19 protein-coding genes, 1 tRNA gene and 2 pseudogenes are annotated in these 18,491 nt (G+C 52.0%); 9 read left to right on the top strand and 13 right to left on the bottom strand.

What is annotated here, in order from left to right; genetic code table 11:
* Positions 1 to 2: 2 nt before the first annotated feature.
* A tRNA-Lys gene (locus C8R21_RS04715) sits at positions 3 to 78 on the top strand.
* A 490-nt stretch (positions 79 to 568) separates the two neighbouring features.
* Here the strand turns inward: C8R21_RS04715 and C8R21_RS04710 are convergent.
* The 4 genes and pseudogenes from C8R21_RS04710 to C8R21_RS04695 form a co-directional block, all read right to left on the bottom strand.
* Positions 569 to 754: a CsbD family protein gene (locus tag C8R21_RS04710; protein WP_107761674.1), complete on the bottom strand. Its 186-nt coding sequence runs from the start codon at positions 752 to 754 to the stop codon at positions 569 to 571.
* Between the two features lie 298 nt (positions 755 to 1,052).
* Positions 1,053 to 1,163 (bottom strand): annotated as a pseudogene (locus C8R21_RS04705) (transposase); the annotation flags it as partial.
* Positions 1,164 to 1,217: 54 nt separating this feature from the next.
* On the bottom strand, positions 1,218 to 2,330 hold the full coding sequence (locus C8R21_RS04700) for a PepSY-associated TM helix domain-containing protein (RefSeq protein WP_107761673.1): 1,113 nt from the start codon (positions 2,328 to 2,330) through the stop codon (positions 1,218 to 1,220).
* A gap of 84 nt (positions 2,331 to 2,414) precedes the next feature.
* Complete coding sequence (locus C8R21_RS04695) at positions 2,415 to 4,463, bottom strand: TonB-dependent siderophore receptor (RefSeq protein WP_258192257.1); 2,049 nt, start codon at positions 4,461 to 4,463, stop codon at positions 2,415 to 2,417.
* A gap of 521 nt (positions 4,464 to 4,984) precedes the next feature.
* On the opposite strand from C8R21_RS04695, the gene C8R21_RS15825 reads away from it, so the two are divergent.
* On the top strand, positions 4,985 to 5,122 hold the full coding sequence (locus C8R21_RS15825) for a hypothetical protein (RefSeq protein ID WP_181258860.1): 138 nt from the start codon (positions 4,985 to 4,987) through the stop codon (positions 5,120 to 5,122).
* Between the two features lie 48 nt (positions 5,123 to 5,170).
* Positions 5,171 to 5,422 carry an HU family DNA-binding protein gene (locus C8R21_RS04690; protein WP_107761671.1) on the top strand — a complete coding sequence of 84 codons (252 nt, stop codon included), beginning with the start codon at positions 5,171 to 5,173 and terminating at the stop codon, positions 5,420 to 5,422.
* Between the two features lie 372 nt (positions 5,423 to 5,794).
* Here the strand turns inward: C8R21_RS04690 and C8R21_RS04685 are convergent, their stop codons facing one another.
* On the bottom strand, positions 5,795 to 6,055 hold the full coding sequence (locus C8R21_RS04685) for a hypothetical protein (protein ID WP_074709349.1): 261 nt from the start codon (positions 6,053 to 6,055) through the stop codon (positions 5,795 to 5,797).
* Positions 6,056 to 6,756: 701 nt separating this feature from the next.
* Between C8R21_RS04685 and C8R21_RS04680 the strand changes: the two genes are divergently transcribed.
* Positions 6,757 to 6,960: a cold-shock protein gene (locus tag C8R21_RS04680; protein WP_107761670.1), complete on the top strand. Its 204-nt coding sequence runs from the start codon at positions 6,757 to 6,759 to the stop codon at positions 6,958 to 6,960.
* 64 nt (positions 6,961 to 7,024) lie between these two features.
* Here C8R21_RS04680 and C8R21_RS04675 read toward each other — a convergent pair whose 3' ends face one another.
* From C8R21_RS04675 to C8R21_RS04660, 4 genes are all read right to left on the bottom strand, one after another.
* Positions 7,025 to 7,351, bottom strand: coding sequence for a hypothetical protein (locus C8R21_RS04675; protein WP_181258849.1), 327 nt, complete (start codon positions 7,349 to 7,351; stop codon positions 7,025 to 7,027).
* Positions 7,352 to 7,589: 238 nt separating this feature from the next.
* Positions 7,590 to 8,231, bottom strand: coding sequence for a hypothetical protein (locus C8R21_RS15820; RefSeq protein ID WP_181258848.1), 642 nt, complete (start codon positions 8,229 to 8,231; stop codon positions 7,590 to 7,592).
* Positions 8,232 to 8,286: 55 nt separating this feature from the next.
* Positions 8,287 to 8,706 carry a hypothetical protein gene (locus C8R21_RS04665; protein WP_107761668.1) on the bottom strand — a complete coding sequence of 140 codons (420 nt, stop codon included), beginning with the start codon at positions 8,704 to 8,706 and terminating at the stop codon, positions 8,287 to 8,289.
* Positions 8,707 to 9,215: 509 nt separating this feature from the next.
* On the bottom strand, positions 9,216 to 9,698 hold the full coding sequence (locus C8R21_RS04660) for a DUF2127 domain-containing protein (RefSeq protein ID WP_107761667.1): 483 nt from the start codon (positions 9,696 to 9,698) through the stop codon (positions 9,216 to 9,218).
* A 252-nt stretch (positions 9,699 to 9,950) separates the two neighbouring features.
* On the opposite strand from C8R21_RS04660, the gene C8R21_RS04655 reads away from it, so the two are divergent.
* A complete protein-coding gene (locus tag C8R21_RS04655) occupies positions 9,951 to 11,399 on the top strand; it encodes an exonuclease domain-containing protein (RefSeq protein WP_107761666.1) in 1,449 nt (482 codons plus the stop codon).
* Positions 11,400 to 11,565: 166 nt separating this feature from the next.
* Here C8R21_RS04655 and C8R21_RS04650 read toward each other — a convergent pair whose 3' ends face one another.
* The 3 genes from C8R21_RS04650 to C8R21_RS04640 all read right to left on the bottom strand — a co-directional run bounded on the left by C8R21_RS04650 (position 11,566) and on the right by C8R21_RS04640 (position 15,363).
* Positions 11,566 to 14,004 carry a spermine/spermidine synthase domain-containing protein gene (locus C8R21_RS04650; RefSeq protein WP_107761665.1) on the bottom strand — a complete coding sequence of 813 codons (2,439 nt, stop codon included), beginning with the start codon at positions 14,002 to 14,004 and terminating at the stop codon, positions 11,566 to 11,568.
* A gap of 5 nt (positions 14,005 to 14,009) precedes the next feature.
* Positions 14,010 to 14,723, bottom strand: coding sequence for a protein-L-isoaspartate(D-aspartate) O-methyltransferase (locus C8R21_RS04645; protein ID WP_107761664.1), 714 nt, complete (start codon positions 14,721 to 14,723; stop codon positions 14,010 to 14,012).
* 178 nt (positions 14,724 to 14,901) lie between these two features.
* The gene (locus C8R21_RS04640) at positions 14,902 to 15,363 is read right to left on the bottom strand and encodes a hypothetical protein (protein ID WP_258192256.1); all 462 of its coding nucleotides are present in this window, start codon (positions 15,361 to 15,363) and stop codon (positions 14,902 to 14,904) included.
* Positions 15,364 to 15,684: 321 nt separating this feature from the next.
* On the opposite strand from C8R21_RS04640, the gene C8R21_RS04635 reads away from it, so the two are divergent.
* Both C8R21_RS04635 and C8R21_RS04630 read left to right on the top strand, forming a co-directional pair.
* Positions 15,685 to 16,119, top strand: a complete 435-nt coding sequence (locus C8R21_RS04635) for a hypothetical protein (RefSeq protein WP_107761662.1) — start codon at positions 15,685 to 15,687, stop codon at positions 16,117 to 16,119.
* A 108-nt stretch (positions 16,120 to 16,227) separates the two neighbouring features.
* Positions 16,228 to 16,875, top strand: a complete 648-nt coding sequence (locus C8R21_RS04630) for a hypothetical protein (protein ID WP_107761661.1) — start codon at positions 16,228 to 16,230, stop codon at positions 16,873 to 16,875.
* Between the two features lie 45 nt (positions 16,876 to 16,920).
* On the opposite strand, the pseudogene C8R21_RS16370 reads toward C8R21_RS04630, so the two are convergent.
* Positions 16,921 to 17,253: pseudogene (locus C8R21_RS16370) on the bottom strand (IS481 family transposase); the annotation flags it as partial.
* A gap of 48 nt (positions 17,254 to 17,301) precedes the next feature.
* Here C8R21_RS16370 and C8R21_RS04620 point away from each other — a divergent pair.
* Positions 17,302 to 17,724 (top strand): surface-adhesin E family protein, encoded by a 423-nt coding sequence (locus tag C8R21_RS04620; protein ID WP_112893035.1) that lies wholly within the window; start codon positions 17,302 to 17,304, stop codon positions 17,722 to 17,724.
* 117 nt (positions 17,725 to 17,841) lie between these two features.
* A complete protein-coding gene (locus C8R21_RS04615; protein ID WP_258192255.1) occupies positions 17,842 to 18,450 on the top strand; it encodes a thermonuclease family protein in 609 nt (202 codons plus the stop codon).
* The last annotated feature ends 41 nt before the right edge of the window (positions 18,451 to 18,491 follow it).

Here is an 18,491-nt window from a genome sequence, read left to right as displayed (position 1 = left end):
CCGGGTCGTTAGCTCAGCTGGTAGAGCAGCGGACTCTTAATCCGTAGGTCGAGCGTTCGAATCGCTCACGACCCACCAATAAAACAATAACTTAATTATCCAATCATCCAACTCATTTTTTATTTTTCTGTGAATGTAACTATTCTGTAACCCATCTTTTAACAATGAAATAAAAACTCAAGAAGGGAATATGGGGAAAAATGAAAAATCTTCACAGAAAACTGCCAGTTTAGTATGAGCGAATGGCCCGTACGCCGTAGCCCCCAGGCAGGCTTTACGTTTAGGGGCTGCCTGCTTTACTAAAGGCTTAGGGAGCGTTTTCGCGTGCAGGAAAGAAGGGTAACCACCTCTCAATTTAAATCGATTGTAGAGCTTCTGGTGGAGCCTTCATCTCTGCAAAAATAAACCCGCCGAAGCGGGTTTCAAAAAGGAGTGTAAGGATGCAGGGGGCTACCCTGCGATTTCAATATAGCAGATAACAAAAAACCCGCTCTAGGCGGGTTTAAGAAGTGAGGAGAGGAGAATGTTTTGTTATTATCGAGTGATCTTTTAGCTTCCCGGCATTTCGTTAGAGCTTGTCAGCGGCGTCCTTGATTGCCTCTTTCGCATCGCCAACCCCTTTTTGTATTTTGCCTTCAGCCTGCTTGGCAAGTCCTTTGGCTTGTTGCTCCTTGTCACCGGTCAATACTCCTGCCTCCTGCTGTACTTTACCGGCAATATCTTTAGCCACACCTTTAACTTGATCTTTGTTCATCTGTAATCTCCTTAAAGATGTTTCTTTATCCACCGTGGACGAGAAACATGGAGATTACAATATCAGATGATATTGCTGAGTAATGTTCGGTAGCAAACACAGCAATAAAAAACCCGCCGAAGCGGGTTTGGTGGGCAATAAAAAGCCCACGTCTTAGATGGGTTTTAAATATTGAACAATTTTATTTCTTCAGGTTTTCATAATCGTGATTAATGGCGTGAATCGCATTATTAATTTTTCCCAGTTCAGCGGTTAAGTTCGCGTTTACCTCTGTAATACTTGTATTTACTTGGCTATTGAAACGGTTATACAGCGTCTTGTGCGGCCCGTATTCCCTGGGTGCATCCTTCCATTGCAGGCCATTGCGGATGACGTAGATGATTCCGCTGATCACCCGCAGATCGGCTACGCCAGAACAGGTTCTGGTATAAGAAAATTCAAAATTATGCCCTGCCGTACAGGATTAATAGGCAACTTTAGAGTTGTTTTTATGCAACCTTGCCTTCCTTCGGTTTCTCCACATCATATAGCCCGTTGCAAATAAAAAAAGGGGAACGAAGCCCATCACCACTTGCAACATGCGCGTGGCCAGTCCACCGATTACTCCGGTATGAATGGGATAAAAAGTGTTAAAAATGCGGGCTCCCAAAGGAGCATTTGATGCATTTTCGACGAGTAATACGTCTCCTGAATATTGGTCGAAATAGACGAAGCTGCGGCCATTAGGATGAAACTCACCAGTCGTTCTCTTGCGCACGACAAGTGGAGCCTGAGGTGTTTGAGGGAAAGTTATCCAGGTAGTTGGAGCAGGAAGAATGCGGTCGGCATGATACAGCAGTGCGTCAAGGGAAGACATTGAGTCCACCGCTTCGTTTACCCTGGAATTGGGCGGGGAAGGTCTTGGGGCGCTGGCTGTCAGGGAATTGATGAGTTCAGCTACAGCTTTGTTGAAAACCAGGGAAACGCCAGTGAATGCAACAATGATCAAAAAGATTATGGTATAGGCGCCAAAAGCGCGATGGACATCGAAAATAAATTTTTTCCAGGGTCCTGTCCAACCGATTTTAAAGCCTCTGGAAATATTTCTTATTCCATTGGGCGGCCACCACAGGAAGAGTCCCGTCCCGCACAGGCAGATCAATAGCAAGGCGCTGACGCCGAGAATGTTTTTCCCGAGCTCGCCAACCAGCAGTTCCGTATGCACCAAAGCGATCCATCCCATGAAGGTCTCTTTCTGGCGATGCGCGCCGAGCACTTCCCCACTGTAAGGATCCGCATACACGAACAAGTCGTGAGCGCTATTCATCTTGAACAGATAGGTTTCCTGCGGAGTCCGCGGCATGCGTAGATAAAGAAGCTTGTCCTCAGGGTATGCGCGTTTGACTGCATCCAGCACAGCCTGCACAGGAACGTGTTCTTCGCCTACCGCTGTTTCCATGAGTTCGGGATGAGTAAGCGCTTCAATTTCATCCCGAAAAACAACCATGCTCCCGGTCAGTCCACTCAGAATCAGAAACAGGCCGGCAGCAAGACCAATATAAAGGTGAATATTGAAGACAACTCTACGTGTTCTCATGAGAGAGATCTTGAATAGCCCTTACTAACGGGGGAGGAACTGAGCCCTCCATAAGGTTGTCTTCCCCCATCGGAATGGGATCAGTCAGAATTCGACCCGAGCCACGGTTTTGGCCATGATAGGAGCTCCTACACCGAGCAGGCCATTACCTGCGGTGCTCCAGTAATTGCTGTTGGTTACGTTATCTACCACCGCCTGGATCGTGGCGCGCTTACCTGCTATGCGGGTGGCATAACGTGCATTAAGAGACAATATAGCGTAGTCATCCACGAAAGCCTGATTTGCAGTGTTGACTGGACGTCTGCCCACATAGTACACACCGGCGCCGAGGGCCAGGCCGGGCACGCTCTGCAAACGATACTCCGCAAAGAGGCTCGCCGTACGCTCCGGCGTGTTATCCGGTATCCGGCCAAACGTCGCAGGATTGTCCCTATTTAACTGCTTGGCCTCCATGAACAGTGCAGAGGCAATGACGGACAGCTGTTTTGTTATCTCCCCGGAAGCTGCCAGCTCAAATCCGCTATACTGAGCCATCCCGTTCAAAACAAAGCGGTTGGCTGCATCAATAGTAGTCGAGGCGCGCTTGATATCGAAATAGGCTACTTGTAGCAGTACCCCTTCCGCAACCATCGCCTTTACACCTGCTTCCTTTTGCTTTGATACCGCCGGGGCCAGAATCTCCCCACTGTTGGCACGGTTAGCCGGCGCCTGCCCGCTCTCTTCGACTCCCTCAATGTAACTTGCATAGAGAGATACATTGGGAATGATCTTGTACAGCAGTGACAGCGATGGGTTGACGTTGGTTGCCTTAAAGTGAGTGTTGGTTCCGACACTCTCATAGAAGCTGCCGCGCACTCCCAACATTACCTGCAGTCTGTCCGCAATCAAAATGCGATCGGATAGATACACGCCCAGATCCGTTATTTTCGAGAAGTTAGAGCGGAATGGGGCGGTGGGGGATAACCGCGCGATGTCATTCGGATGGAACAGATTCTGCGCCACATCGGCAGTAGATGAAGTGCGCGGATCCTGGCTCCGTTCGTTACCGACAAAACCCAGGGATACTTCATGCGTGATGAACTGGCCCGGCAAGCGACCGAAAACTTCCGCACGGAGATTTTCGTTATCCCAAAACTGATTCCGATTAAAGAAGATGCGCAGCGTACCCTGGCCCGTGGCAAGATTGTAATTCTGGAACTGGGAAAAATTACGGTCGCGCATGGTACGCGCCTTGCCGGCTTCAAACAGGAGTGCCCAGTTGTCGCTCAGTGCGTAGTCGGCGCGAAGCAGCAGGTTGGTCGCTTCGGCATCATATTTCTGCCACTCTCCCGCAAGGTTGCGGCGGGCATTTGGCACAGGCGGCAGCGTTATCACACCATTCACCGCTGCAGGCGCCTGGATTGCCGCCTGCTCAGAAACCTCCTTACGATAATGTTCCACATCGAACTTGATGGACAGTTGATCGGTGACCCGCCAGTCGAAGGCGCCCGACATCAGGGCGCGGTGACCGGAAAAATTATGAATACCGATATCTTCCCTCCCGGCGAGAAGATTGATACGCGCCCCGAATTGCTGCGCATCCCCGAAGCGCCGGCCAAGATCAATGTGGGTGTTGACGCCACCATAGATATTCGCCATCAACGAAACATTAGCGATGGGATCGCGGCCCGCACGCTTGGTGACCATGTTGATAATGCCCGATGGGGGCAGGAAGCCATAGTATAGAGAGGAGGCGCCTTTGAGTACTTCGACGCGCTCCTTGTTCTCCATCGGAATATCGATCAGGTTGATGATCGGCATGAATCCATTGAGCCGATAATTGCTGCGATTTTCCACGAGAATCCCGCGGATCGAGAGATTGTCGTAAGTGGAGCCGTTCAGTTGCGAGCGAGTCACGCCGGCTGTATTGCGCAAGGCACCGAACAAACTGGTGGTTGCTTGCGCATCCAGGACCTCCCGCGTCACGACATTGCTGGTCTGGGGCACATCAAGAGGTGCCATGTCGCGGAATGTCCCGACCTGCACCGTGTCCGATTTGAAGCTCCCTACACGCTCGCCGGTAACTGTTACAGCCGGGAGCTGTTTTCCTGGCTCGGCCTGAGCGGAAAGCTGAGCGTTTGCGGGCTGAATCAAAGATATTAGGGAAGCTGCAACGATTGCTGGGAAGCAATTATTTTTCATAATTTTATTTTTCTAGTTTCTAGTTATTAGTCCGGCTCCAGCCAGCAGACATGAATTCCAGCTCGCCTACTCTTCTACACTCATGAGCCTGCTTAGTCATGGGTCATAAAGCATGTGAAGTGAGGCGGATAGCAATTCAGAAAACAAATGATTATACGTCTCATTACGTAATTTTTCTATACGCTATCCAGCTTCTACTTAAACCCGTTTTCCCATTGATTCTGTTAAATAAGAATATACGGCTCAGCTAGCCAGAGAGCATTGCGGTGTCATCGAAAGCCGTAATTCGGCTTGACCTTGCAGCAATGGCAATGAAATATTGCAAAGAGGAAAAGGCGATGGAAACAGGTGACGAGTCGTTTTCGGCGGATATAACTCGCCCGTTCTAGCGCGACGTATGATTTCCCCAGGGTTAACGAGGTAGCTGTCACGGATTGTATGGACTTTCACGTGATCATAATCAAGCAGCAGGCATGAAACGTACTTCAGCTTGTGCTGTTGAGCAGGATAATCTCGTTTTCTTCCGCGCCGTTGATCTGGTTTGCATGACGCAAACGGAGCATATGCTTGGCGTATTCCCATTTCATCGATTCTTTGCCCAGGCCGATTAACTGTGTAAGCTGGCGGGAATTTGAAAACTGAAGAAGGGGAAAAAACTGATGAACAAAAATGAACTTATCGAAGCCGTAGCCGCGAAAACCAACTTCAGCAAAGCTCAAGCCGGCCGGACCGTGACGGCATTGGCCGAAACTATCATCGAAGTCCTGCAGAAAGGCGATTCCATTTCGCTGCCAGGATTTGGCACCTTCGAAGTGCGCGAACGGAGCGAGCGCAGCGGTCGCAACCCTAAGACAGGCGAGCAATTGAAGATCGCCGCCTCCCAAGGTGCGCAGGCATACGCATCATTGTAATGCGCTGGGCTACGGGCTACACTGACTCAGGATCCGACCACTCCTGGTCCGCCAGTTGAATCGCTTATCGCGCACAATGCCATATCTCCATAAAACGACTGTTTTATGGAGATATGTAACAGTGTTTTGTGAAGAGAATTCAGGTCTCCTCTGCTCTATCCTTAAAGAGCAGCCTTCATCGTATTAGGGGCTATTCCGCCACCCATTTCCCGCTGAAGGCACAATAGCCCGACCAATAATAGGAGGATGAATTGATACGAAAACTTGTCTTTACTGCTCTCGCTGCATGGGTTGTACGCCGGATTTCCCGCAGCGGTCTAAGGGATCGCCGCGGTTGAGGGGCTCGCGTTGATCGGGATACCGTAGGTAGGTTTAACGGGACTGCTTCCTTGCTTCGAGCATGGCATCTGCAATGTCGTATGCCGCTTTTGCCAGGCCATCGTGGTCAAGGGGAAACTCCGTGTCCGCAATCAACCCTTGCATGGCTTGTCCCGCGAACCAATCCCTGAGCGACATGCCATGGAGTTGTACAGTTTCGCCAGGGGCGACGACAACGCCATTTGGCGCTGTCCTGTTCTGGTCGCCCGTGTTAGTCCATTCAGCAGGAAAAGCAGGTCCACCGTTGTTGCTCATTGTCGTTCTCCTGTAACTGCGGTTGGTTATTCTCTTTGTTCAATCCAAATATTTCGGGAAATTTCCCCTTCCCTTTTGTAAGGGTAGCTCTTCTTCCAAAACCTGAACTAATTTTTCGGGAGCTTGAGGCTTACCGATAAAAGTTATATCGACAAATTCCAAGGATTAGGGAATAATGCGCGCCCTAATGCGAAGGACACATGCGCAAACCATGCAGGAGATCAAGGAAATTTCGAGCCTTTCCGCCTATCGTCCGTTTTCAGCCTTTTCCGCGCCATACCATCCTAGTACAACCGTAATAACCATTCTGTAATGGGGGTAGCCCAAGGGCCTTCTGTTTAAAGGGCATCGCGACTCCCTGCACGCCCCTTTTTCCGAGGAAAAGTAACGTAATGAAGCGAAAAATGATCCTTACTGTTGCCGCTATATTGGGTAATGTAATTGTCATACTTGGTACTGCGGCTATCATATTCGGTATTTCCGTGATCCTGTATCACGGCTTCTTTTAGCTTTCCAAGGATGTGCCAAACATGGGGATAGAGTGCAGTTATATGCAAAAATGATTTTAAGTAAGGGATGATCTTGAACGCATCGATTTCTTAGGTACGGTAGCGAACATATTCCTCTCCTACAGATTGACAAAATGTGGTCAGCCCTGACAACGAGGGTATTTTTTTGATTGATATGTATAGGAAATAAAAATGGCAATTGGCACAGTAAAGTGGTTCAACGATGCAAAAGGCTTTGGCTTCATTACCCCTGATGACGGCAGTGAGGATTTATTTGCCCACTTCTCGGCAATCACCATGGGCGGATTCAAGACGCTGAAAGAAGGCCAAAAAGTAATGTTTGAGGTTACACAAGGTCCTAAGGGCAAGCAGGCATCAAACATTCAAGCTGCGTAAGGTTTCATTTTTACGGCCGCAAAAATCTTCGGTTGTCGCCCCCCTTCAAAGGGGGGCGCGACGATCAGAACTGCTGCTCTTCCTGCGGTTTAACTGCCTTGAAGTTATCCGGCACCCATCCCAAACTGGATAAAACCTGTTCCGCTTGCCGCGCCAGATCGACTTTCTTGAGCCCGTTCATGCTTTGCGCGTGGTTGGGCGAAACAGCTTCAGCCACAAGCGCAAAAATCCGGTCTTTCAGGACATGCGAGAGGTAATTCTCCACTGTTGCTTCCCACCAGTCGGCCATGTCGAGATTCAAGGCGGACATCAGTGCTGCAACCTCTTTCGATGGTGCATTTTCCCGGCTTGATACGGTATTGATCGAGGCTGCCGTGCAGACCGCCAGCAATTCCAGAAAGTCTTGCTATCCGTTGATATCGAAATTGATAATAGAAATGGCCGAGAATGTATTCCCGGCCATTAAAGGCTGAAATAAAGGGTCGAACGCTCGACGCTGAGAACCTTATAGATTCTCTCCTCCCTAAACAGGGAAGCGATTGCAGTAAACCCTCTGGCTCGGCTCACGCCGGGCCTTTTATTGCCCTGACTCCACCTGATGTGCTCCCGGTCATTTGGGGCAAACGACATTATTGGGGCGGCGGTTGTGGAGCAACTTGTACCCAGTCACTGGGACAATCCTTGACATAGGGGTAATAACCTTCCGATTCCCGGCAATAATACCAATAGCCGGATTGGGGCTGAGCCATATTTTGCGTGTCGTTTTGTTCCGGAAGGTTTTGTTGAATGTATACCGGCGGGGCTGCGGGCACAGGCACCGCGACTGGATATGGATACATGGGCGGATATGGATAATAAGGCCCATAAGCTAGGGCACCATAACCCAGGCCATATCCTAATCCTAGCCCTAGTCCATATCCTCCAAATCCAAATCCCAGGCCGTAACCGTAGCCACGATAGAAACCGCGCGACCCCCGGTAGTAACCGAATCCGCCCCCGCGATAGCGGCCGACTCCACCGCCTCGATAATAACCGACTCCTCCGCCAAAATGCTCCCCACCCCCATAATGCATTCCTCCGCCGTGCGCCCATCCCCCGCCTCCGATGTGCCCGCCGCCTCCAGAATGCATTCCTCCGCCTCCCATATGTCCGCCGCCACCAAATCCTCCACCTCCATGTCCTCCCCCGCCACCTCCGCGCGCCCATACGGAAACGCCAGGAGCCAGCCCAAGCATGAGAAGGACAACCCACATCAATTTAATCTTCTTCATACAGGCCTCGGTCTCTATCGCAGGCTTGACTTGATCCATTTTTTTATAGGGCAAACTAACGCAACCAGAATCCGCCGACTTTCTGGTCCTTCAGGGCCATGAAAATAAGGACATCGTCATTTCCGTCCTTGAATACCAATTTCCAGAGATATACGTCGAATCCCTGCTGATGCAGTGTGGTCAGGAATGTCGTGGTGTAGCCTTGCTTGAGGCGCGAAGCGAGGGATTGGTTGATGCTGCTGAGCATCTCCTTTGTCATCCCGGCTTGAAATGCTTCATCTCCTGGCGATACAAAATCGGCCAATGAGTTAGTCAGAATAGCTGAAACCATGTTTTTCATGGTTGCTTCAATGGGCTGTGGCGCCTGCGCCGGTTGCGGCGCCTGCGCAAGCACGGCGGGGGAGGTGAATGCCAGAAAAAATATGGCAGAAATGACCAGGCGGTTTACAGAGGACGTCAAAAGCGGCAGATGCATAAGATTCTCCATCGAGAAAAATAGAGGGGCATAGAGAGGGCGTGACAGGCGCAGCTTCTTGTAGCCAGTTTCGAGTAGCCGCTGGACGTATTTTCCCTGCCGATTCCCGGCGGTGCAGAGATCGAGGAGGAGGGCAGTTTCACTTTGCTCATTTCCACGTGTTCGTTCCAGGTATTGTTGCCATGAGGAGTGTCCTCATCAGCACTTGGAAGGTAGCGTGCAATTTTCAAAAACAGGTTAAATTCGGGAAGCCCGATAATCTGTGCGGAATCCCACTCAGTGAACTTTTCTAACGTTCGTACCGACTTTTGAAGTTACCGCGGAGCAATGGCACGTGTCTCATGGGCGGCACAGATTGCAACGTGCAATGGAAAGATTTCAATGGAAAAGTCATAGACATAGCAGAGCGGTACACTGATGACTGTTCCGAACCCTTAAAGCGGTAACACGGATACGCCCAGATTGAGGCACCTGACCCCGTCCCGCCCTGCGGCATCGGATCGAAGCGGCTAGCGGCTCGATAAGTACGCATTGGCTATCTTCTTGCCCTCTGCATGGAGCAGGCGGTAGAGCATGAAGGCAACAATTGCCAGATTCAGCGTCAAGGCGCCAAGGCTAAGCCAGGTAACACGCTCATACAATTCGAAAAGCTCAAAAGGCACGTAAATCGCGCCACTTGCAGCCGCAAACCATTGGGCCCAGCGCTTTGCACGCCAGAGTCCATATGCTTCGATGAATCGTGCCAGCGAGTAGACGCCAGCTCCAGCCGCGATCAGCAATAAGCGGGCGTTTGTGAGCTGGTTAGCAATATCAATAAAGATGTGGGGGTAACGGGAGGCTGGATTCAGGTGAGTGCGCGCCAGCAGGTGCTCGGCGGCTTGCTGAATGTCGTGATGTACCAGAGAGAGCAAATCAAATCCAACCAGCAATACCAGAGCACCTTTGGCGGCTTCAAAAACTGCGACTGTGCGTAATGCACCGGATAATTTCATAAGTGATAGGAATGTCGTATCGAGCCAAAGCGGTACTATCTCACCTTCAATTTACAGCAGCGCAACCTGCTCGACGAGCCAAGCCTTCAATTTCCGAATCGCGGTAAAATATCTGGCCAGCGACCCAGGCTTCAGAGTTTGAGCGACCGCCAGTGGTTTTCATGCTAGCGCAACGTAATCCAATGCCGGTTTCAGCAGCTTTCTCTTCCTGGTTTCGCTGAGCGTTCAGTTCTGACACCGATCGACAACCCAATGTTTTCCAACCTGCCTCATTTCGTAGTCCTGGATCTCGAAACGACCGGAGATTCGCCTTTGCACGACCGTATCACGGAGGTCGCTCTCGTACGCTTCGAAAACGGAATTGAAACTGATCGCTGGGAAACACTGGTTAATCCAGGAGTCAGTATTCCACCGTTCATTTCCCGTCTGACCGGCATTACCAATGAAATGGTGAAAGACGCACCTGCGTTCGATGAAATCGCCCACAAATTGTACGGCTATATTGAGGGGGCGGTGCTGGCAGCGCATAACGTGCGATTCGACCATGGTTTCCTCAAGAGTGAATTCAGGCGGCTGGGCGCTGTACTCCGGCAAAAGGTGATGTGTACGGTGAAGCTTTCCCGGCGGCTCTATCCGGAGCATAGAAGTCACGGTCTTGATGCAATCATGCAGCGTCATTCGCTTGTAACCCACAACCGTCATCGTGCCATGGGGGATGTGAGTCTGCTGATGGCCTATCTTGAGTTGGCTAAACGCGAATTAGGGGAGAAACGGGTTCTGGACGAAGTTGCCGCCTTGCTGAAAGGGCCGAGTCTGCCAGCCGGTCTGGACGCAGCCTTTTTGGACGAGATTCCGGATAGTGCAGGCGTATATCTCTTCTACGGCGAAAACAATTTGCCGCTCTATATCGGCAAAAGCGTTACACTCCGCTCGCGTGTCATATCGCACTTCAGCGGCGATCATTCATCCAGCAAGGCAATGCGTATCGGTCAGCAGGTAAACCGCGTGGAATGGATAGAAACGGCAGGCGAGCTGGGCGCCCTGCTGCTGGAATCGAGCCTGATCAAGGAACGCCAGCCGATCCATAACCGGCGTTTACGTTCGATCCGCACCTTGTTCTCACTGAGCCTGGCAGGTGGACCCGATCAAGTTCCCTTGATAAACATCGTAACGGAAGATGCCATTGATCCGGCGAGATTCGACCATCTCTTCGGCTTCTTTCGCTCGAAAAAGGCAGCCATGGATGCGCTTCGCAAGATCACCCTCGACAACAGATTGTGCCCGCGTGTGATTGGAGTCGAAGGTGCAAGTGCCCAGGGGGCTCGTGCTGGGAGCGCCTGTTTTGCCCATCAGATCAAACGTTGTGATGGGGTCTGCGCCGGCAAGGAATCGGCAGATCTCCACTATCTGCGTCTCAAACAGGCGCTGATCCCGCTTCGCCTGAAACCCTGGCCCTATCCCGGCAGAATTGGCTTTCGTGAATTTAATGAAGTTTCCGGTCGCAGCCAACTTCATGTGTTTGAGAAGTGGTGTCACCTCGGCACTGTGCAGAACGGCGAAGAGCTTGAGGATCTTTTACAGGCGCGCTCATCCCTGAGCTTTGACCTGGATGTATATAATCTCTTACAGAAGAGCTTGAGAAAGAGTCTGGCAATAATTTCGCTGGAATCTCCGTCTCGCTCTGTTTATCACTCGTTTTAATCTTGCTTGGTTAATTAAAAGAAGAAAGGTCTCAGGAGGATCTGTTGAAGGGGGTGGACCGGTATTCGGGATAGGCTCGTAGAGGGCGAATGCATCCAGCATTGCTTGGGAAGGGCGAACAATGCTTGGCCAGCGCAGGTTGCTGAGGTGACAAAGGAGTTCCAGCCTACTCCGCGACTCCCTGCGGAAACCCTCTCAACACAAACGCAGCCAAGCTATAGATCGCTACCGCCAACAGGATCACGAAGGCGAACCCCAGGTGAATAGCCAGTAAAGTGGCAAGTACTGCTCCCACGACGGAGGCGAAGCCGTTGATTGCCCACGCCCAGGGGATCGCCTCGTGTGCAGTGAAAGCTAACCTCATCGTTCCGGTTGGAAAGGGCATGCCCATGCAAAACGCAAGCGGCGCGATCAACGCTACCGAAATAGCAATTTTTGCCGGATCGGATAAATGGATCAGCGTATCAAACAGGCTGGGCAGGATAGCGAGATAGAGCAGTGCAAGGACTCCTATTGCCATTACTGCAACAGTCATATGTCCACTCCTTCGAAACCGCTTTTGCAACCGCCCGGCAAGCCAGCTTCCCACGCCGGCAAATACCAGAAATGCGCACAATACGACGGCGATCGCATATAACGGGTGAGCGAGAAACAGTATAAATTTCTGGATGAATGCAATTTCCATGAACATGAAAGCCAGGCCGATGGCAAGGAAGTACAAAGCAACTTTTGCGGGAGGCAGTGCTCGACGTGCCTTTGAGGCCAGAAGTGGCGCCAGAATGAGAACAGCGCTCGCAACGAACGCCTGGATCAGTGTTGCCACCAGCAGTGGATAGCTCCAATCCAGAAGCGGCATGCCTCCCTGTTCCCGCAGGGCGAGCAGTTCGCGCAGTGAATCCCACTTGAAGAAACGGAAAAAAAAAGGCTGATCGTCGGTGGCAGGCTCAATAAAGAATTTATACCGGTCGATAAAGGCTTGGCGATCCTCGCCCAGCAATGCGGTTGCTCCCTCGAAGAAGTAGGGCTGCGCCAGCACGTTGTAGCGATTTGCTTCCTCAGGTCGCATTTCCGGGTAATAGGCTATGTCGAATGAGTGCTCGCGGCAGAATTTCCTGATCGCTTCGATCTCCGCCACCGTGAAATTGCTGTGCTTCACAAGCAGCGTGACCGTTTTCCAGCCCCTTATCATTACAAGGCGCGCTCCTGGATCGTCTACACCGCTTCGCTCCAGTGCGGTTATCGCTGTCGCGAATAATTTCAGGGCGTCTCGCGGTGGTAAGGTCAGCCAGCGCGTAATGGTCAGCACTCCGTCCGGCGTCAGCCTTCTCAGATAGGTTTGAAACGCTTCCACGGTATAAAGGTAGTTTTCACTCAGGCCGTAAACACCCGCGGCGGCAACACCAAACGAATCCAGCAGGGCGACCTGAACCAGATCGTAGCGGCTGCGGGTTGCATTAACAAAGCCGCGCGCTTCCGCCGCGTGTATATGCACCTGGGGCAATGTGTAAATATCTCCCCCAAAGTAATGGAAGCGCTCCTCGACGAGATTGATGATGTTGCGGTCGAGTTCTATCGCATCGATCCTGATCGCGCCATGGTAGAGGGCCTGCAGAACGTCGCTGCCCGCTCCTGCTCCCAACACCAGCACATGCGGGCCGGCGTGAGGCCGTTGCAGCACATGGTAAGGTAGCGCCGAGGTAAGCTGGTCGAGATAGGATAGTGGCTCACGTCGGCCATCAAAGCGCGTCAGCACGGAGGGACCGTCTCCATCCACGAATATGCCCAACTGATCCGGCGGTTCTTCCAGCGCATTAAGACTCATGCCAGGCGCATAACGGAAAGGAACGCGCGGGCTTTCCACGACCGCAATCTGTCCCAGTGGACTGGAACGTTCCCCGATCACCTGCGCGCCCGTAATATTCAGGGCTTGACTCAAATCCTTGTAAGGGGAAGGATGCACACGGAACCAGCCGGGGGGAATTGCCAGCAATACCAGGAAAGCCAGCCCGAGAAGGGCAATCCCCAGCCACTCGGGTCGTATCCTCATCTCGACTGTAGCGATAGCGGCGGCAAACAGGGCCAGCGCGGCGAGGACGATAAGCAGGTTGTGTGGTGGTATAAGAAACAGCACGCCGATAACACACACACTGCCTATTCCCCCCCCCACAATATCGAAGGCGTAGATGCGCCCGGCCTGCTGTCCAAAGTGCGACAGGATGAGGCCGATACCTGTTCCCGCGCAGAAGAAGGGCAGCATCATGAGCAGATAAATGGAGAGCAGGCGCGTCAACTGGAATGGATCCCATAGCAGTTCGAGGGGGTTGAATGGGACTTCCTGTGCCAGCAGAAACGCCGCGGGCATGAGAAAAGCGAGGCCGATGGCGGCTGCGAGATAGATAGGGCCTATGTACCCGGCAATTTTTTCTCGTGACAGTGTGAGAGCCGTGCCACTCGCTCCGTAGCCCAGCATCGCCGCGCTGATGATCATGTAGGCAAAATGGTGCCACAGCACGATGCTGAACAAGCGCGTGAGCAATACCTCATATGCCAGTACGCAGGCGGAGAGCAGTCCGATGGCAATAAAGGGCGGACGCGGCAAGGACATGATGATCAATGCCCGCCCCTGAGCGGAACGAAACGAACCGGGACAATTTGACGGGTGGTAACTGAACCGTCCGGCTGTTTCTCCACCAGCATCAGGTACTGGGTCATGAAAGGTGCGCCCAATGGCACTACCATGCGTCCGCCGGGCTTCAGTTGCTTGAGCAGAGGAGGAGGCACATGACTGGCGGCAGCCGTTACCAGGATGGCATCAAACGGCGCCGCTTCCGGCCAGCCGTAATAACCATCCCCTATGCGGGTCTTCACATTGTCGTAGCCCAGCGATTGAAATCTTCGCGCAGCTTCGTTTGCCAGCGGCTCGATGATTTCAATGGTATAAACCGATTTTGCGATCTCCGCCAGGACAGCAGCCTGATAACCCGAGCCTGTGCCGATCTCAAGAACCTTGTCGTCTTTCTTGAGCTTCAGCAGTTCGGTCATCCGCGCGACGATGAGGGGTTGTGAGATTGTCTGTCCGTGGCCGATCGGGAGTGGATGATTGCGATACGCAAATATGGAGAGCCAGGCAGGTACGAAGCGATGACGCTCTACTTTTTCCATTGCCGCTACAATACTTGCTCCGGGAGGAGAATTACCGGATGCGGCAATCACTTCCCTCACCATTTTCTGGCGCAAGGCCTCATATTCCGCAGCTGACAGCGGAATAACACAACCGAAATAAATCAATGCGCCGAAAGTGGCTGCCGCAAACTGCCGATTCATCAATTCATTAAAGCAAATTTGCGGCAACCTGCTGAAATACGCCGCCTTACTCGCTGCGGCGCATTGCTTGACTCAGGGTATATCAGGACTGGCAGACGGTTCGATGATAAGGCCCATCAAAACTAAAAACCTTACCCTGCCGCGGTGGAGACGCAGGGGGAGTAATCATGGCAATTTGCTATTGCACAGGCTGGGGTGCGACTTGCAGCCATCCACCGGGGCAGTTTTTCACGTAAGGATAGTAGCCTTCCGGGTTCCGGCAATAATGCCAGTAGTTTGAGGCCTGAGCCTGTGGTGGTGCCTGCACGACCCCTTGCTGGATATAGACAGGCGGAGCAGCGGGAACTGAGACGACAGGCGCATACCCGTAACCGGATCCATACCCCGCCGGAGGATAACTGTAGGCAGGTGGATACGAGGGGCTGCGAGCATAGGAACTCAGGCCGTAACCCAGCAGGCCCAGCCCCAGACCGATCCCGACTCCATAGCCCCAACCCCCACCTCCGCCGTGGCGATGGTGATGATGCCCATGATGGTGGTGCCCATGACCATGTCCGTGCCCTCTGCCGGCCCATGCAGGACTCAAGGGAACTGCGATGAACAGCATGAGTGCAAAGCATCCCAATTTTATTTTTGTCATGAAGATCTCCATTCCAAAGTAGTAATTAACGAAGAGCCGAGCCCCACTATTTCAACCTGCAGAAGGTATAACGCGTCACTTTCAAATCGGTTGTCTTGTGATTACAGAAAATTCACAAAAATTTCACAATATTCTCTCTGGCGGTAAACGGACGAGGTAGTATCACGTTATTGGAGAGTGCAGGAGGAGCAATCAGGGTTATTTATCAGATAGCCTGTCTTGTAACACTGTACTTAAGTCCAATAGCTATCACGGCAACACACGAAGATAATCGCCACGAGTGAGATGTAAATTCAGTTCAAACAATTTCAACAAGAGGGAATGAAGATGCGGATTTTGGCAATATTGCTGGCGGCGGCAATTGCGTACGCAAACCCGGTACTGGCACGGAACGGCGGCGGAAAGCACGAAGGGCATCAAACGGGAGGGGGAACTGAACATGCAAACTCCGGAGGAATGGCCCCCGAGCACATGGGCCAGCACGGCATGGAGAACTCGAACGCGCAGTGGTCGACAGGAGCAGCACGCGGACAGGATCGTGCCGACCGGAGACTCCAGGATGGTCAGGGAAATGGGCATGAAGCGGACGATGGAGATCACGCCGGAAAAGGCAAGCATAAAAGTCCTCATGATCATGAGAGCAGCGACAAGGGCAAGAAGGATAAATCCAGTAAGGGACACAAGGGCCATAGCAACCACAGCAACCATGACAACCACAGCGGGCACAAAGGCCATGGCAAGGGCACGGATTACTAGGAATCGCCCTTAGGCATCCTTTGACGCCTTTAGACGCCCTTAAGCGACGAAAGGCGGCAGGAAAGACCAGGAGCAGCAGCAGAAAAAGACTTTTTGGAAGGAAATGTGATGTCGAACGAAGCAGTTAACTATTGGAAGTTTGCAACAATTGGAATATTGCTGGTGGGCGCAAGCGTTGCATCAACTCTGTTCATCACGGGACGCGATTCCGATTCCAGGCCTGAGCCCGCGGTTCCTGTGGCCCAGGCTGAGGCGGTTTCCTCTCCCGGCGAAACTCCGGTTTCCGAGGCAGAGAAAAAGCCTGTTGCTTCAGTTCCCGAATCGACGCAAGCCGCGCAAGCTGCACCTGAGCCTCCAAAACGCGCCAGAGTAACGCAATCGAACCAGAATACCGCAGCTGCGGTTCCGCCTCCCCCTTCCTATGCTCCCCCGGCGGCGTATCCCCCACAGCCGGTACGTTCGTCCTACCCGTCTCAGTCCGTCATGAATGAATGCAACCGCTATGCAAGCGAGCAGGTGAACAGCAAAGCCGAAGAAGTGTTCAAGAATGCAGCCCTCGGCGCAGCGCTAGGGGCGGCTGTAGGCGCTGCAGGTGGAGCGATCGCCGGGGGTGGAAAAGGTGCCGGCAAGGGCGCTGCGATTGGCAGTATAACAGGCGTTGCCGGAGGAACGCTTTATGGCCTCAATGAGACTAAATCACATGATGGGCAGTATCAGGCTGCTTATTCTTCCTGTATGCGCGCCAAGGGGTATTAAGGCTTGAATTGCAATCGTTAAAAGAATGCCTCAAGAATGCCTCAAGAATGCCTCAAGAATGCCGTTAGTCGCCGGATGATTTGCCTTGGTTTTTGAGTGTTCGATGTCGTTGATCACGGGCTCTGAGTGCCTTCTGGTCAAGATGCGGATCAGGCCCATGCCTTGCTCAGCAAAGAAAGGTAGCATCGATCATCGAGCAGATCGGTAATGGGCGTCTTGCTGGCATGGAGCTTGGCCAGCGTGGTCGAGTTTGGTCGAGTTTGGCTTGGGTCACTTGGAGTAGGTATCGATGAAGGTCTGCTGATAGAATCTGCCAACGCCCTTGATCGTGCCCGCATAGAAATTGTCCTGACTGCCAAGATAGCCAGGGTGAGCCGAATTAAACCAGAATAACAAGACGTACGAAGTAGCGTGCGCTACACTCAGATGATGACGATGTATTTATTTGGACTGGTTTTGTTGGTTATTTCTGTTTCTTTCCCCATGGTTGCACGAAGCCAGGATAATACGTTGAACAATCCTCACCCCGGGACAGGATGGAAAGTTGTGGCGACAACTGACAAGGAAGTCTTTTTTGTCCATATGCCGAGCATCAGGAGGCACGGCAATACTGTGGATGTTTGGGAAATGTCCGACTTCCCAAATACCAGGACTCCCTCCAAGTCGACCAAGTTTCTATACAGGTACAATTGCAAAAACAGGTCATATTACGCCAGGCAAAGCACGCACTATTCACAGTATGGAGGTAGAGGAGATATCATGTCCTCCTCAATAGAGGAGGGGCCAGTAACAAAGGTGATAGCAGGCACTATAGGGGAGACAGTGCTGGAGCTGGTGTGTAGGAAGTAGTGTCCTCCTGCGAGGCTATAAGGAGTATCAGGGGAATTCGATAAACCTGCTCCAAAGTGAACTTATAGGAAGTGCAGCTTTTTTATAAGTGAGTTGCGCTTGAAAGGACACGCCGCCATGAAGAAAAAACTTGTTCCCATTCTTGCGGCAATACTCCTCTCTACTGAAAGAATGTATCTGCGGCCCGAGCAACTTCCCTTCAAAGTAATGATGGTCTCGGCGATCATTGCGCTCTCAAGCCTTGTTGCCTTGCCTCTTTCAGCTGCTGCCTCTGCCGATGAAATAATACGAGCAAAAGCAGTCAGTATTGTTGATGGTGACTCGATCAGCGCTGTTATAAATCAGGAGCTGGTAAGGGTACGCCTGGCAGAGGTAGACGCCCCGGAAGGAAATCAGCCATTTGCTATTGATTCCAGGCAATCCCTCCATGACTTATGCTTCTGGGTAGAAGCAGAACTCAGTTCGATAAGCAAAGATTACTATGGGCGCATGTTGGCAAAGGTTAAGTGCAATGCAGTGAACGTTAACGCCGAGCAGGTACGGCGAGGAATGGCATGGGTAGCAGACCAATCGGTGAAGGACGGGGAACTCGTTCAGCTTCAGGAAGAAGCGCGCGCTGCAAAGCGAGGATTGGGGTCATATGAATCACCCGTACCACCTTGGGAATGGCATTCGCGGGGGTGGCATTCTCAGCGGAGCTGGTCTGGCCCCTCAATGAAAAAATGAGGATATAAGAAAGCCTAGGAAACGTATCCTCCACTGCCCCA

This window comes from Nitrosospira multiformis (assembly GCF_003050865.1).
Lineage (GTDB): Bacteria > Pseudomonadota > Gammaproteobacteria > Burkholderiales > Nitrosomonadaceae > Nitrosospira > Nitrosospira multiformis_E.
This window is presented reverse-complemented; position numbering and strand designations above follow the sequence as displayed.

Coding starts and splice junctions, on each gene's coding strand:
- C8R21_RS04710 (WP_107761674.1), bottom strand. CDS start 754: ATGAACAAAGATCAAGTTAAAGGTGTGGCTAAAGATATTGCCGGTAAA.
- C8R21_RS04700 (WP_107761673.1), bottom strand. CDS start 2,330: ATGAGAACACGTAGAGTTGTCTTCAATATTCACCTTTATATTGGTCTT.
- C8R21_RS15825 (WP_181258860.1), top strand. CDS start 4,985: ATGAAACGTACTTCAGCTTGTGCTGTTGAGCAGGATAATCTCGTTTTC.
- C8R21_RS04690 (WP_107761671.1), top strand. CDS start 5,171: ATGAACAAAAATGAACTTATCGAAGCCGTAGCCGCGAAAACCAACTTC.
- C8R21_RS04685 (WP_074709349.1), bottom strand. CDS start 6,055: ATGAGCAACAACGGTGGACCTGCTTTTCCTGCTGAATGGACTAACACG.
- C8R21_RS04680 (WP_107761670.1), top strand. CDS start 6,757: ATGGCAATTGGCACAGTAAAGTGGTTCAACGATGCAAAAGGCTTTGGC.
- C8R21_RS15820 (WP_181258848.1), bottom strand. CDS start 8,231: ATGAAGAAGATTAAATTGATGTGGGTTGTCCTTCTCATGCTTGGGCTG.
- C8R21_RS04665 (WP_107761668.1), bottom strand. CDS start 8,706: ATGCATCTGCCGCTTTTGACGTCCTCTGTAAACCGCCTGGTCATTTCT.
- C8R21_RS04660 (WP_107761667.1), bottom strand. CDS start 9,698: ATGAAATTATCCGGTGCATTACGCACAGTCGCAGTTTTTGAAGCCGCC.
- C8R21_RS04655 (WP_107761666.1), top strand. CDS start 9,951: ATGTTTTCCAACCTGCCTCATTTCGTAGTCCTGGATCTCGAAACGACC.
- C8R21_RS04650 (WP_107761665.1), bottom strand. CDS start 14,004: ATGTCCTTGCCGCGTCCGCCCTTTATTGCCATCGGACTGCTCTCCGCC.
- C8R21_RS04645 (WP_107761664.1), bottom strand. CDS start 14,723: ATGAATCGGCAGTTTGCGGCAGCCACTTTCGGCGCATTGATTTATTTC.
- C8R21_RS04640 (WP_258192256.1), bottom strand. CDS start 15,363: ATGACAAAAATAAAATTGGGATGCTTTGCACTCATGCTGTTCATCGCA.
- C8R21_RS04635 (WP_107761662.1), top strand. CDS start 15,685: ATGAAGATGCGGATTTTGGCAATATTGCTGGCGGCGGCAATTGCGTAC.
- C8R21_RS04630 (WP_107761661.1), top strand. CDS start 16,228: ATGTCGAACGAAGCAGTTAACTATTGGAAGTTTGCAACAATTGGAATA.
- C8R21_RS04620 (WP_112893035.1), top strand. CDS start 17,302: ATGATGACGATGTATTTATTTGGACTGGTTTTGTTGGTTATTTCTGTT.
- C8R21_RS04615 (WP_258192255.1), top strand. CDS start 17,842: ATGAAGAAAAAACTTGTTCCCATTCTTGCGGCAATACTCCTCTCTACT.